Annotated in this window: 9 protein-coding genes; 3 read left to right on the forward strand and 6 right to left on the reverse strand. The window is 70.9% G+C overall.

Features of this window, described 5'->3' with window-relative positions; translation table 11 throughout:
* Window positions 1-38: 38 nt before the first annotated feature.
* From ACIBKY_RS01395 to ACIBKY_RS01405, 3 genes are all read right to left on the reverse strand, one after another.
* Entirely contained in the window at window positions 39-1214 is a 1176-nt protein-coding gene (locus ACIBKY_RS01395; protein ID WP_397093515.1) for an AAA family ATPase, read from the reverse strand.
* A gap of 74 nt (window positions 1215-1288) precedes the next feature.
* The gene (locus tag ACIBKY_RS01400) at window positions 1289-3385 is read right to left on the reverse strand and encodes a beta-propeller domain-containing protein (protein WP_397093517.1); all 2097 of its coding nucleotides are present in this window, start codon (window positions 3383-3385) and stop codon (window positions 1289-1291) included.
* Window positions 3386-3417: 32 nt separating this feature from the next.
* On the reverse strand, window positions 3418-5571 hold the full coding sequence (locus ACIBKY_RS01405) for a protein kinase (protein WP_397093519.1): 2154 nt from the start codon (window positions 5569-5571) through the stop codon (window positions 3418-3420).
* Window positions 5572-5646: 75 nt separating this feature from the next.
* Between ACIBKY_RS01405 and ACIBKY_RS01410 the strand changes: the two genes are divergently transcribed.
* From ACIBKY_RS01410 to ACIBKY_RS01420, 3 genes are read left to right on the forward strand one after another with little or no spacing between them, the layout of a single operon-like run.
* On the forward strand, window positions 5647-7137 hold the full coding sequence (locus ACIBKY_RS01410) for a succinic semialdehyde dehydrogenase (protein ID WP_397093521.1): 1491 nt from the start codon (window positions 5647-5649) through the stop codon (window positions 7135-7137).
* Window positions 7134-8816, forward strand: coding sequence for an FAD-dependent oxidoreductase (locus tag ACIBKY_RS01415; RefSeq protein WP_397093523.1), 1683 nt, complete (start codon window positions 7134-7136; stop codon window positions 8814-8816). The genes ACIBKY_RS01410 and ACIBKY_RS01415 overlap by 4 nt, the downstream gene beginning before the upstream one ends.
* Before the next feature lie 6 nt (window positions 8817-8822).
* Window positions 8823-9560: an MBL fold metallo-hydrolase gene (locus ACIBKY_RS01420; protein WP_397093525.1), complete on the forward strand. Its 738-nt coding sequence runs from the start codon at window positions 8823-8825 to the stop codon at window positions 9558-9560.
* Here ACIBKY_RS01420 and ACIBKY_RS01425 read toward each other — a convergent pair.
* From ACIBKY_RS01425 to ACIBKY_RS01435, 3 genes are all read right to left on the reverse strand, one after another.
* Entirely contained in the window at window positions 9544-11034 is a 1491-nt protein-coding gene (locus tag ACIBKY_RS01425) for a DUF885 family protein (RefSeq protein ID WP_397093526.1), read from the reverse strand. The two genes, ACIBKY_RS01420 and ACIBKY_RS01425, sit on opposite strands and share 17 nt — an antisense overlap.
* Before the next feature lie 10 nt (window positions 11035-11044).
* A complete protein-coding gene (locus tag ACIBKY_RS01430) occupies window positions 11045-12298 on the reverse strand; it encodes an MFS transporter (RefSeq protein ID WP_397093528.1) in 1254 nt (417 codons plus the stop codon).
* A 98-nt stretch (window positions 12299-12396) separates the two neighbouring features.
* A complete protein-coding gene (locus ACIBKY_RS01435; protein WP_397093530.1) occupies window positions 12397-13386 on the reverse strand; it encodes a LacI family DNA-binding transcriptional regulator in 990 nt (329 codons plus the stop codon).
* Window positions 13387-13428: the final 42 nt, after the last annotated feature.

Here is a 13428-nt window from a genome sequence, read left to right on the forward strand (position 1 = left end):
CGTATGACGCTGGCCCCGTCGCATGCCATGCGGCGGGGCTAGCCGCTGCTTCCCGGCAGTTGCCTGCGCGAGGTCAGGCCGAGTTTGCGCAGCGCGTTGGCCACGTGCACCTCGACGGTCCTGGGCGACAGGAAGAGGCTCTCGGCGATCTCCCGGTTGGTCAGCCCCTGGGCGGCCAGGCCGATCACCTGCTCCTCGCGCGGCGACACGGCGCCCTTCGTCTCGGCCGGCGCCTCCACCCTGCGGTGCAGCCTGCGCCGGATGCCGGGGGTGATCGAGTCGTAGACCGCCTGTCTGGCCAGGGGCTGGCGCAGGCCGTACCGGCCGGGGGTGGGCTGGTGGAGCAGGCCGCGCCGTACCGCCTCGGCGAGGCCGCGCTCGCTCTGCTCGGGCGGGAGGCCGGCGATGGCGGCGAGCGACCGCTCGCTCGCCGGCTCGTCGAGCACCGCGGCCGCCTGCACGATGCGCCGCGCCGCGACCGGCAGCGCCTCGATCTTCAGCAGTACGGCGTCGCGCAACGCGGGCGGTGTCCCGGAGCCCCGGCCTTCGGCCAGCATGCGGGCCAGTTCCTCGATCGCGAACGGCACCCCGAGCGTCAGCGGCCACAGGTCCGGCGGGTCGGGCAGCAGATGCTTGGCCAGCAGCGCGGTCTCCTCGGCGTCCAGCGGCGCGAGGGACAGCTGGGAGTGGCGGATGTGCGGCGGCAGGTGCGAGCGGAACGCGGCGACGGGGAAGGAGGCGTCCTCCGGACGGAAGGTCAGCAGGAGGTTGGCCCCGGCGGGCAGGCAGCGGGTGAGGAAGGCCAGCAGTTCGCGGGTGTCGGGATCGATCCAGTGCACGTCCTCGACGACCAGCGTGATCGGCTGGAGCGCGTCGATCAGCGACAGCACGGCCCGGAACAAACGATGCCGCTCGACCTGCGGGTCCTGGACAGGAGGCGGGTCGAGCGGCAGGAGGTGGGAGAACTCCGGTAACAGGGGGCGTAAGGCCCCGGTGACGGGGTTGAGGCCGGGTGGGAGCTCGGCGTCGCGCAGCGCTTCCACGATCGGGCCGAACGGGAAGCGCATGGGATGGCAGTTGCCGACCAGCAGAGGGCTGGGCAGTTCGCGGAGCAGGCGCGTCTTGCCCACGCCCGCCTCGCCGTCGATCAGGACGACCGCGGGTGGGCGGGCGAGAACGGCCGACACATGGTCGAGTTCTCGCTCTCGTCCCACGAAAGGCATCCGCACCCCCAACATCACGGTGTCAGTGGATTTTTCACCATTAGTTGGGGACTGTCCAGATCCGTTTACGTCACCGGGATCCACGCCTTCTCGGCGAGCGTGGTGGCGTCGTTGACCTGGACGCCTTCGTAGGAGACGGTCCAGAGCTCGTCGCCGATCACCATCGCCCGCTGGATGCCGGGCTGGTAGGAGTACTCCTTCTGCGTCTGCTTCGGGTGCTTGACCATGCCGACCTTGGTGACGCCGCTCTGGTCCACCTTCATCACCATGGCGCCGGTGGTGTTGTCCTTGTAGCCGGACAGCGGGATCACCGTCAGGCCGGTCTTGGGCCAGTACAGGAAGGCGTGCGGGTCCCACTCGGCCTCGGAGCCGGAGTCCTTCTGGAACATCTGCGACAGGCGGCGCGGGCTCGCCGGGTCGGTGACGTCGAACAACGACAACTGGGTGCCCAGCGTGCGGCCCTTGTCGCTGGCCTCCTGGCCGACGCCGATGAGCCGGCCGTCGCCCGCCGGGTGCAGGTAGGCCGAGTAGCCGGTGATCTTCAGCTCGCCGGTGACGCGCGGGGCGGCCGGGTCGCGCAGGTCCAGGGTGTAGAGCGGGTCCACCTGGCGGAAGGTGACCACGTAGCCGACCGGGCCGATGAAGCGCACCGAGTAGATGCGCTCGCCCTTGCCCAGGCCGCCGACCTCGCCGACCTTGGCCAGGGTGTCGGCCTTGAGCACGTAGACGCTGCTGGAGCTGGACTTCTGGTCGGACTGCGTGGTGGCCACGCGCAGGTTGCCCTCGAACTCCGACAGCGAGTACTGGTTTAGCAGGCGGCCGGGCACCTTGCCGGAGGAGACGTACCTGGGCGCGCCGGCCTGGCCGACGTCGAAGCGGTGGAGTTCGGTCTCCTCGGGCGGGATCACCGGGGTGGGCCGGGCCGGTTCGGTGGGATCGACGGGCGGCGCGTCGCTCGGGGTGGCCGTGGTCGTGGCCGTGGCGTTGGAGGTGGGGGTGGCCGTGGCAGCGGCTGTGGGCGTGGCCGTGGGGGTCGGCTCGGTCGGGGAGGGCTCCTCGGCGGGCGCCTGGGCGGTGGAGGCCGTGTCCGGAGTGGCGGCCGGGGTGGGCGGCGGCTCGACCGTGGTGTCCTCCAGCATCACCGGCCCGCTCGGCCACCACCAGCGCGGGTTGCTCGCCACGTACAGCGACTGGCCGGTGCCGTAGACGGTATCGCCGTCGGCGGCCAGGCTGATCGGGTCCGTTCCGGCGGCCGTCACGCCCTGGGCCAGGTCGAGGCTGTGCACGGTCAGCAGCGAGGTGCCGGTGTAGTCGGCCGGGTGGCTGACCCGCTCGCAGGCCACCGAGTCCTTCTTGACCGTGCCGTTCTCGTCGGTGATCTCGATCCTGGGCAGCCAGGCTTCGATGGGGGCCTGCCGTACGACCTCCTGGTTGATCTTCTTGAGCTGTTCCTCGCCGATGCGGTCCTTCGGCTGCGGGAACTTGATGTCGGGCTGGCTGCGGGTCACGATGCGGACCGTCGAGCCGACCATGCGGGCGTCCACGTGCTCACCCTGGGGGCGTACGGTGCTGAGCACCTTGGGCTTGCCGGACAGGTCGACCAGGATGTAGGCGGTCTGCATCTGGGGGGCGAAGCTCTTTTCCAGCATCGCCATGCCGCCGCGGTAGATCACCAGCACGCGGTCGCCGGAGATGAGCAGGTCGCCGCTCATGAAGCCGCCCGGCTGGTCCTGCTTGACCAGTTCGAGCTCGGCGGTCACCTTCTTGGTCGCGGTGTCGATCACGCGCAGCCTGCCGTTGGTGACCGTGAAGACGCGGTTGCCGTCGGTCTTGACCAGGTCGGGCTCGTCCACACCCGCTTCGTGCACGTTCGTCGTGGAGTGCTCGGGCGTGGCCTTCGCCGTCGCGGCGGTGTCCGACTGCACCATCTCGCGTGCGCCGAACGGCTGGATCCCCGGGCCGAACCCCCACGGGCCGACGTTCTCCGCCGCCTTCCGGCGCAGCCCGGCGAGCATGTCGTCGCAGCTGGAGTAGGCGACCAGGCGCACGTCCTTGCTCAGGTCCAGCGGCGCCGGCTCCGGCGTCTGGGCGGTGGAGGTGCAGGCGGCGGCGGCCGTCGCCAGGGCGGCGACGGTCAGTGCCGTGCGGATCAGCGTCTTCATGTCCTCCATGACGGATGACCGGGCGAAGCGGTTCAGGAGCCTCTGGTCGGATTGATGGTGAAGCTCGGGCTGAACTCCACGTCGTCGGAGACGTCCAGCAGCTTGCGGCTGAGTTTGCCGTCGAAGCCGACCACCTGGATCTCGTCGCGCGGCGCGTCGTCCTGCTCCCAGCAGAACAGGTTCGTGTTGTCGTACCAGCCGAGCACCTTGTCGCAGGCGGAGGTGAACCTGCGTACCTGCTTGCCGGTGTCCGCGTTCCACAGGCAGTGGTCGCCGTCGTCGCCCCCCGGGCAGTTGGTGACGAACATGGTGCCGTCGGGGGAGAAGACGTCCTGCGTGCCCGAGGGCAGCTCGCCCACCTCGGCGAAGTCGCGTACGGCCTTGCCCGCGGGGCCGAAGAAGCGCAGCCCGGTGTCCTTGCCGTAGACGGCGATCACACCCTTCTCCTGGGCGTCCCATCCGTAGCCGGACTCGCGGACCTGCGCGTCGCTGACCTTGCTCATGCGGGCCTTGCCGCTCGCCACGTCGACGATCGCGAAGCCGAGGTAGATCCAGTTGCCGCCGATCTTCTTCTCGAGGTTGAGCAGGATCCGCTTGCTGTCCTTCGACCAGCTGGCGATGCTGCTGATCTCGGGGCGGCGCACGGTCTTGACCGTGGTCCTGCCGCCGCCGGCCCGGTCGGTGATCACGATGTAGTCGTAGCCGTCGGAGGTGTAGTTCTGGCCACGGCTGGCCATCATCGTGCCGTCGGGCGACAGCAGGGTCTCCTCGTTGTCGCCGTAGCGCTGGAATCTGCCGTCGAGGCCGTCCCTGGCGTAGTCGACCCAGTTCTTGGCGCTCTTGTCGTAGATCTCGTAGGAGGTCAGCGTGATCGGGTCGGTGGTGCTCTCGTACAGATAGAGGCTGGCGCCGGGCAGTTTCGTCCGCTTGATCTCGGCGGGCGGCGTGCTCTTGGTGCTCGCCCGCTTCTTGGCGCTCGGCTTCGGCGACGACGAGGACGCGGTCGTCCCGCCCTGACTCCACGGTACGGCCAGCGCCACGCCCCCCAGGAGCAGGAGCGCCACGCCGATCGAGATCCCGATGAGCAGCGGCGCCCGCCGCTTCCGCCCGGACTGGTTGGTCGGCGCCGCCCCCCAGTGCGGCGGCCCGCTCATGCCCTGGGCGGGGTGGCCGGGCGCCGGCGGTCCCGGTGTCGACTGGCTTGGCGCCGCCCAGCTCTGTCCGGGATTTCCCGGCCCGGTGGCGAATGGTCCCTGGCTTCCAAATCCCTGGCTTGCGGGCGGCCCTTGGTTTCCCGGGCCGGTCGGGTAGGGCGTCGGCTGGGGGTGGATGGTCGCCGCCGCGGCGCCCTGCGCCAGCATGCCCCCGGCCGACGGCACCGGATGCTGCAGCAGCCGCATCATGACCTGCTCGGCGGTGGGCCGCAGCGCCGGGTCCTTCTGCAGGCAGGCGCCCACCACCTCACGCAGCGCCCCGTCCAGCGCCCCGAGGTCGGGCGGCTGGTTGAGCACCCGGTTGATGACCGCCGGCATCGTGTCGTTGCCGAACGGCGGCCGGCCCATGGCGGCGTAGACCATCGTCGCGCCCCACGCGAACAGGTCGGCGGAGGGCCCGACGGGCTGCCCCATGAACTGCTCGGGCGGCATGTACGACGGCGTCCCCACCGCCATGCTGGTCAGGGTCGAGGTGGCGTTCAACGCGCGGGCGATGCCGAAGTCGATCACCCGTGGCCCGTCCGAGCCGATGATGACGTTGGCCGGCTTGAAGTCGCGGTGGACGATTCCAGCCTGGTGGATGGCGGCCAGCGCCGTGGCGGTGCCGATGGCCAGGCGGTGCAGCGCCGATCCGGTCCGCGGCCCCTGCTCCTGGACGATCCGGTGCAGGGAGGGCCCGTCGATGAACTCGCTGACGATGTAGGGCCGCTCGTTCTCGACGCCTTTGGCCAGGACGGTGGCGGTGCAGAAGGGCGCGACCTGCTCGGCGACCTGCACCTCGCGCATGAACCGCTCGATGCTGACGGAGTCACCGGCCAGCTCGGAGCGTAACCACTTGACGGCCACGTGCGTGCCGGCCGGGTCGTTGGCGAGGTAGACGACACCCTGTCCGCCCTCACCCAACCGGCCCAGCAACCGGTACGGTCCCAGCCCTTCTGGGTCCCCTGGTCTGAGCGGCGAGAAAGACGGCATGATTCGAATTCTGGCCTCATATGGGGATGGACGACAAAACTACCGGCCAGTAGCTATCCGGAATATCATTCGGTCATGCATGTGACCCGGCAGATCACCGCCCCTTTCACCGGCGAGCAGATCGCCGAACTCCCCATCTCCGACGGCGACCACGTACGCGCCGCCCACGAGAAGGCGAGGCAGGCTCAAGCCTCGTGGGCCGCGCTGCCGGTCGCCGAGCGCGCCCGCCCGTTCCTGCGCCTGCATGACGAGATACTCAACCGCCGCGACGAGATCCTCGACATCGTCCAGAACGAGACGGGCAAGGCCAGGAAGCACGCGTTCGAGGAGGTCCTCGACGTGGCCGGCTGCGCGCTGCACTACGCCCGCCGCGCCGCCCGCCTGCTCGCGCCCAAGAGCCGCAAGGGCATCTTCCCCGTGGCCACCCAGGTCACCGAGCTGCGCCAGCCCAAGGGCGTCGTCGCCCTGATCACCCCGTGGAACTACCCGCTCTCGCTCGGCGTGACCGACGCCGTCCCGGCGCTGCTGGCCGGCAACGCGCTCGTCCACAAGCCGGACACCCAGACCGCGCTGTCCACGTTGTGGACCGTCGACCTGCTGGCCGAACTCGGCATGCCGCGCGAGATCTGGCAGGTCGTGCTCGGCGAGCCGGCCGACATCGGCGACGCGCTGCTCGACGGCGCCGACTACGTGGCGTTCACCGGCTCCACCCGCGGCGGCCGCAAGATCGCCGAAGAGGCGGCCAAGCGGCTCATCGGCTGCTCGCTGGAGCTCGGCGGCAAGAACCCCATGATCGTGCTCGACGACGCCGACCTCGACGTGGCCGCGCACGGCGCGGTCCGCGCCTGCTTCACCAACGCCGGCCAGCTCTGCCTGTCGATCGAACGCCTCTACGTGCACGAGTCCCGCTTCGACGACTTCGCCCGGCGCTTCGCCAAGCAGACCAAGAACCTCAAGCTCGGCGCCGGCTTCGACTGGTCGGTCCAGATGGGCTCGCTCACCTCCCGCCGCCAGCTCGACACGGTCAGCGCGCACGTGGACGACGCGATCGTCAAGGGCGCGACCCTCCTGGCCGGCGGCAGGGCCCGGCCCGACCTGGGCCCCTTCTTCTACGAGCCGACCATCCTCACCGGCGTCAGCGAGAAGATGGAGATGTGCGCCAACGAGACCTTCGGTCCCGTCGTCGCCCTCTACCCGTTCACGAGTGACGAGCACGCCGTGGCCCTGGCCAACGACACCGTCTACGGACTCAACGCCTCCGTCTGGACCCGCGACCTGGCCAGGGGACGATCGGTCGCCGCCCGGCTGAAGGCCGGCACGGTCAACATCAACGAGGGCTACGCCTCCGCGTACGCCTCCTACGACGCGCCCATGGGCGGCATGAAGTCCTCCGGCCTCGGCCGCAGGCACGGCGCCGAGGGCCTGCTGCGCTACACCGAGGCGCAGACCGTGGCCTCCCAGAGCACGCTGCTGGGCTTCGAGGCGCCCTTCGGCCTCGGCAACGACACCTGGGCCGAGTTCATGGCCACCGCGCTCAAGACCATGCGGAGGCTGCGGCTCAAATGAGCGACTTCGACGTCCTGGTCATCGGCTCCGGCTTCGGCGGCAGCGTCTCGGCGCTGCGGCTCACGGAGAAGGGCTACACGGTCGGCGTGCTGGAGGCGGGCCGCCGCTTCACCGCCGCGACGCTGCCCAAGACCTCCTGGCGGGTACGCGACTTCCTGTGGGCGCCGTGGCTGGGGCTCAAGGGCATCCAGCGCATCCACGTACTGGGCGGCGACCGGGGCAACCGCGTGATGGTGCTGGCCGGGGCGGGGGTGGGCGGCGGTTCGCTGGTCTACGCCAACACCCTCTACGAGCCGCTCGGCCCCTTCTTCGCCGACGCGCAGTGGGCCGGCATCACCGACTGGAAGGCCGAGCTCGCGCCCCACTACGACCAGGCCAAGCGGATGCTCGGCGTCGTCGTCAACCCGACCACGACCCGCGCCGACGAGATCATGAAGAAGGTCGCCGCCCGGATGGGCGTGGCCGACACCTTCCACCTCGCCCCCGTCGGCGTCTACTTCGGCGAGGACGGCGCCGACCCCTACTTCGGTGGCGCCGGCCCCGCGCGCAACGGCTGCGTGGAGTGCGGCGAGTGCATGACCGGCTGCCGCCACGGCGCCAAGAACATGCTCACCGAGAACTACCTCTACCTCGCCGAGAAGGCCGGGGCCCGCGTCTACCCGGAGTGCACGGTCACCTCCGTCCGTCCGCGCCCTTCCGGCGGCTACGTGGTGGAGGTCCGCAAGACGGGTTCGGTACGGCTCCGCCGTACCTTCACCGCCCGGCAGGTGATCTTCGCGGCCGGCACCTACGGCACCCAGCGGCTGCTTCACAAGCTGCGCGCCAACGGCGCGCTGCCCCGGATCTCCGCCCGGCTCGGCGTGCTGACCAGGACGAACTCCGAGGCGCTGCTCGGCTTCGAACGCCTGGCCGTGCACGGCGAGAAGCTCAACGGCGGCGTGGCCATCACCTCCTCGATCCACCCCGACGCCGAGACGCACATCGAGCCGGTGCGCTACGGCAACGGCTCCAACGCCATGGGCCTGCTGCGCACGCTGCTCGTGGACGGCGGCCAGAACCGGTGGCGGGTCTTCGGCCGCGAGCTGGCCGAGCGGCCGCTCAAGGCACTGCGCCTGCTCAACCTGCGGCGCTGGTCGGAGCGGAGCCTCATCGCCCTGGTCATGCAGGCCAAGGACAACTCGATCTCGGTGACCCGCACCCGCTGGGGGCTGCGCGCCGCGCCGGGACACGGCGAGCCGAACCCCACGTGGATCCCCGCGGGCCACGACGCGGTACGCCACGCGGCCGAGGAGATCGGCGGGCTGCCCGGCGGCTCCTGGCTGGACCTCTTCGACATCCCGGCCACCGCGCACTTCCTGGGCGGATGCGCGATCGGCGCCTCGGCGGAGAACGGCGTGATCGACGCCTACCACCGCGTGTTCGGCCACGAGGGGCTGCACGTGATCGACGGCTCCGCGATCTCCGCCAACCCGGGCGTCAACCCGTCGCTGACCATCACCGCGCAGGCCGAACGGGCGATCGCGCTCTGGCCGAACGCCGGTGAGCCGGACGCCCGGCCGCCTTTGGGCGCGCCGTACGCGCGGCTGGAGCCCGTCGCGCCGCGCGCTCCCGCGGTGCCCGCCGCCGCCCCCGCCGCGCTGCGCCTGTACGGAATATCCCGGCGGCCCGGCATGTCGTAACGCGGTATGCGGATCCAATACGTGGGCGGCCCGACCGCCATCCTGGAGATCGGCGGGCTGCGCCTGCTGACCGACCCGACCTTCGACCCGCCCGGCCACTACCCCGTCGGCAGCGGGCTGACCAAGACCGACGGTCCGGGCGTGGCGGTCGCGGAGATCGGCGCGATCGACGCCGTCCTGCTCTCCCACGATCAGCATCCCGACAATCTCGACACCTCGGGGCGCGAACTGCTCGCGTCGGCGCCGCTCGTGCTGTCCACGCCGAGCGCCGCCACGCGGATCGCCGCCCAGGCGCTGCCCAACTGGAGCGAGGTGGAGCTGGGCCCGCTGACGATCACCGGCGTGCCCGCCCGGCACGGACCCGACGGCACCGAGCACCTGGTCGGCGAGGTCACCGGGTTCGTGCTCAAGGGCGACGGACTGCCCACCGTCTACGTCAGCGGCGACAACGCCTCACTCGACGTCGTACGCGAGATCGCCGGGCGGATCGGGCAGGTGGACGTGGCGGTGCTGTTCGCCGGGGCCGCGCGCACCCCGCTCATCCCCGACGCCGACCTCACCCTCAACAGCCGTGACGCCGCCGAGGCCGCCCGCATCCTGGGCGCGAAGCACGTGGTGCCGCTGCACTTCGAGCACTGGGAGCACTTCTCGCAGGGGCGGGCGACGCTGGCCGAGGCGTTCGCGGACCTGGACGGCGTTCAGGTGCTCGCCCCCGGAGAGTGGGCCGTCACAGGATCTTCTTGAGCAGCCCCAGCGGCGGCGAACCGAGGTCGAGCATGGCCTTGTGGAAGCGCTGCAGTGTGAAGGCCGGGCCCCACTCCCTGCGCGCCTGCTCACGCAGGTCGAGGATGAGCAGCTTGCCCCACGTGTAGCGGCCGTAGGTGGGATCGAAGGAAGCGCGGCGGGCCTCCGACAGCGCGGCGGGCCCGGACAGGTGGGTGTCGGCGGCGAAGCGGCGGGCACCCTCCTCCACCGTCATCTGCCCGGTGTGCACGCCGATCGCGCAGGCCAGCCGGGTCACCCGCACCAGCGCCTCCAGCCAGACGCCGATCTCGAAGCGCGGGTCACCGGCCTCGAAACCCTCCTCGACGCAGACCTCCTCGACGTAATGGGCCCAGCCCTCGGCGAACGCCATCGACTGCAGCAGCCTGCGCACGTCGCCCTTCGCATGACGCAGCGCCCGGCCGTGGGAGAAGTGGCCGGGCGCGACCTCGTGCACGTTGATCGCGGGCAGCGTGGTGTGGCTGAACACCTCCAGCCACTCCTCCTGCTCCTCGACCGGCCACGACGCGTCGGGCGGGGTGATGTAGTACCAGCTGGGGCCCTCGGGTTCGCCGGGGGAGTTCCAGCACATCATCGCCATCGCCCAGCGGCGCGACTCGGGCGCGAGGCCGACCAGGCACTCGCCGTCGTGGTAGGGGACGAGGTCCTTCTCGCGGGTAAACGCGATGGCCTTCTCGGTGCCGATCCTGGCGGCCTCGATGACGCCGTCGGCGCCGGGGTGCTGCCTGACCAGCTCGCGGGCGACGTCCAGCGGCCTGCCGCTCTCGCCCAGCTTGGCGACGGCCTCGGCCAGCAGCGTGTGGAGGCGGTCGCGTTCGGCGTCGGCGCGCTCGGCCAGCCGGCCGAGGTCGACGTCGATGCCCTCGGTGCTGCCCATCAGCCGGGCCAGCGCGGGCCCGCCCAGCGAGGCGTCGGGGTCGCCGACCGCGGCGGCACGCTCGACGTGCGCGACCAGCAGCCGGTGGGCGTCGAGCGCGGCCGCGTCGGTGACGCCCGCGGCCAGGCCCTTGACCGCCCCGGCAAGCGCGGTGGCGACGGGGGCGCTGACCTGGTCGAGCGCGGCGATCGCGCCATGGACCGCCGCCGGCCACTCCCCCAGATGGGCCGCCCTGGCGGCGGCGCGTTCCGCCTCCGGGGCGTAGTCGCGGTCGTAGCAGGCCAGGTCGAGGTTGGACAGGTGCGGCAGCGGGTTGCGGCGATGGAGCTCCAGCTCGCCGAACTGCACGCGCAGCCCTGTCTCGAAGACCGTGAGGTGTTCGGCGTCGTAGGAGTCCTCGGGCAGCGTGCCCTCGCCCAGGCGGGCCAGGCCGGACCGGACGCCCTCGGGGGAGAGGTCCTGAATCCGGCCGTCGTACTCGTGCCTGCCGCCCATCTCGCGGGCCTCGGCCATGATCAGATCGGTGACGGCCCGGAGCCGGGGATCGAGTTCGGTCATGAACTCGACGCTAACGCACACTCTTGATCTTCAGTACGGCCAGCGAGGCGATCAGCGAGACCACGATCCCGACCAGGAAGAGGGTGGTGTAGCCGCCCATGGTCACCAGGAAGGCGGCGAGGGCGGGGGCGGCGATCTGCGGGCCGGCGTTGGCGATGTTGAGCACGCCCATGTCCTTGCCGACCTCTTCCTTGTTCGGCAGCACCTTGGTCACCAAGGCCATGTCCACGGCCATGAAGATGCCGAAGGCGACGCCGTGCAGGACGTTGTAGACGAGCATGCCCTCGAAGGACGGCATGAGCAGCGGGATGCCCAGGGTGATCGCCGAGGCCAGACCGGCGATCAGCGCGAACATCCGGAATCTCGCCACCTTGTCCGACAGTGGGCCGATCAGTACCACCGCCAGGAACGTCGCGACCTGGCCGACGAGCATGAGCATGCCCATCTTGGAGACGACCTCGGTCTTCGGGATCTTGATGAAGTCCTCAAGCAGGAAGAGGTTGAAGGTGAAGATCATCATGTAGCCGAGCATGATCCCGAAGCGCCCGACGAACGCCCACAGGAAGTCCCGGTGGCGTAGTGGCCGCACGAACGCCGCGAGAAACTCGCCCATGTCGAACGGCTGGCGCGGCAGCTCCGTGGACGAGCGGTCGGGGCTGGCCAGGACGATGAGCAGCGCCGCGGCCACCAGAACCCCCATGACCACGTAGTACGCTCCGCCGTCGGCCAGTTGCGGCATGCTCATGAACATCAGGGCGGCGGCGATCGTCGCCACCGGCGTGCCGAGGCCGAACAACGCGGAGAAGGTGCCGTAGCGGCGGGCCGGGACCCGGTCGGGCAGGATCGCGGTGATCGCGGCCTGGTAGCCGTTCATGATGAGCTGCACGCCGGCCCAGCTGATGCCGAGCATGAGCACGCTGGCCGCGTTGGCCTGCAGCAGCAGGGCGAGGACGCCGATCGCGACGCAGCCCAGGATCCAGGGGGAGCGGCGGCCGAACCGGGAGCGGGTCCGGTCGGAGATCTGGCCGAAGATGGGGTTGGCGATGGTGGCCATGAGCGGGCCGATCGAGTTGGCCAGGCCGAGCGCGGCCACGTCGTTGGTCCCGGTGATCAGCTGGACGTGGCGGGGCAGCAGGAACGCGCCCACTCCGATCCAGAGGAACATGACCGCGACGTTGGCGAGGGGGAGCGTGAGATAGAGCGGGCCGAGACGGAATCCGCGATCCTCATCTGCCGTGGGGGCTTTGCCCTGAACATGGGTCATCGACCAGGACCTTTCCAGCTGTGGTGATACGTATCACCGACGATTGCTCTGGACTGTAGGTCGCCGGTCCCCGCGTGACAAGACACGCGGCCAAGTTGTTACGAGCTGGATCTGACGATCAGGCGTGGGCCGTAGATGCTGACGACCGTCCCCGGGTCCGCGGTGCGGTCGCCGCGGACCAGTTCGTCGATGTAGGCGGCCATTTCGGCCGGGGTCGCCGTGGTGTCGAAGTGGACGCTCGTCAGGCGGGGGCGTACCAGGGAGGCGAGCGGCAGGTCGTCGGCGCCGACGATCGCCACGTCCTCCGGGACCCGCACGCCGGCGTCCTGCAGCGCGCTCATCAGCAGCAGCGCGTACTCGTCGTTGTAGGCGAAGACGCCGTCGGGCAGGTCGTGCCTGGTGGCGACCGCGCGGGCGGCCTCCTCGGTGAAGGCCAGGTCGATGCGCTCGGCGCCGGGCGCCACCTGGCGTACGCCGCGCAGGCGGCCCATGCCCATGAGGTCGACGCCCTCCTCGCGGGGAACGATCGCGGCCAGCCGCCTGCGTCCGCGTTCCGCCAGGTGGCGGGCGGCACAGGCGCCCACCGACTCGTGGTCCATGACCACCGCGGGCACCAGCGGGGACGGGCCGTCGGCGAAGCCGATCACGGTCCGCGTGCCCGAGGCGCGCAGCAGGTCCACGGAGGCCCTGGTGAGCCGGTCGGCCTCGACGATGACCGCCGTCGGGCGCAGCCCCGCCCACACCTTGGCCGCCGGTACGCCCTTGAGTCGGCGCTCGCCGTACTGGACGAGGGTGTAGCCGCGCGGCCGGAGCTCCTCGCCGAGGTCGTCGAGCAGATCGCGGACGAGCCCGCCCGTGCGGGCGGGAGACAGCGGGACCAGCACGATGCCGCTGCGGCCGGTGCGCAGGGTGCGGGCGCTGGCGTCGGGCACGTACCCGAGCCGGGCGGCGGCGTCGCGCACGCGCTGCCTGGTCTCCTCGCTCACCCGGGCGTTGGGGTTGTCGTTGAGCACGTAGGAGACGGTGGCCTGCGAGACGCCGGCGGCCCTGGCCACGTCCACGCTGGTCGGCGGTCTGTTCGAGGTCACACTCTTGTCCCGTTCATCGGTGGGATGCTATCAAGCGCTTAT

Origin of the sequence: Nonomuraea sp. NPDC050394 (assembly GCF_044459065.1) — a bacterium.
In the GTDB taxonomy this organism is placed as follows: Bacteria; Actinomycetota; Actinomycetes; order Streptosporangiales; family Streptosporangiaceae; genus Nonomuraea.

Excerpts from the sequence above, each read along its gene's own strand:
- ACIBKY_RS01425 (WP_397093526.1), bottom strand. The coding sequence starts at position 11,034 with ATGACCGAACTCGATCCCCGGCTCCGGGCCGTCACCGATCTGATCATG.
- ACIBKY_RS01410 (WP_397093521.1), top strand. The coding sequence starts at position 5,647 with ATGCATGTGACCCGGCAGATCACCGCCCCTTTCACCGGCGAGCAGATC.
- ACIBKY_RS01415 (WP_397093523.1), top strand. The coding sequence starts at position 7,134 with ATGAGCGACTTCGACGTCCTGGTCATCGGCTCCGGCTTCGGCGGCAGC.
- ACIBKY_RS01420 (WP_397093525.1), top strand. The coding sequence starts at position 8,823 with ATGCGGATCCAATACGTGGGCGGCCCGACCGCCATCCTGGAGATCGGC.
- ACIBKY_RS01430 (WP_397093528.1), bottom strand. The coding sequence starts at position 12,298 with ATGACCCATGTTCAGGGCAAAGCCCCCACGGCAGATGAGGATCGCGGA.
- ACIBKY_RS01400 (WP_397093517.1), bottom strand. The coding sequence starts at position 3,385 with ATGAAGACGCTGATCCGCACGGCACTGACCGTCGCCGCCCTGGCGACG.
- ACIBKY_RS01405 (WP_397093519.1), bottom strand. The coding sequence starts at position 5,571 with ATGCCGTCTTTCTCGCCGCTCAGACCAGGGGACCCAGAAGGGCTGGGA.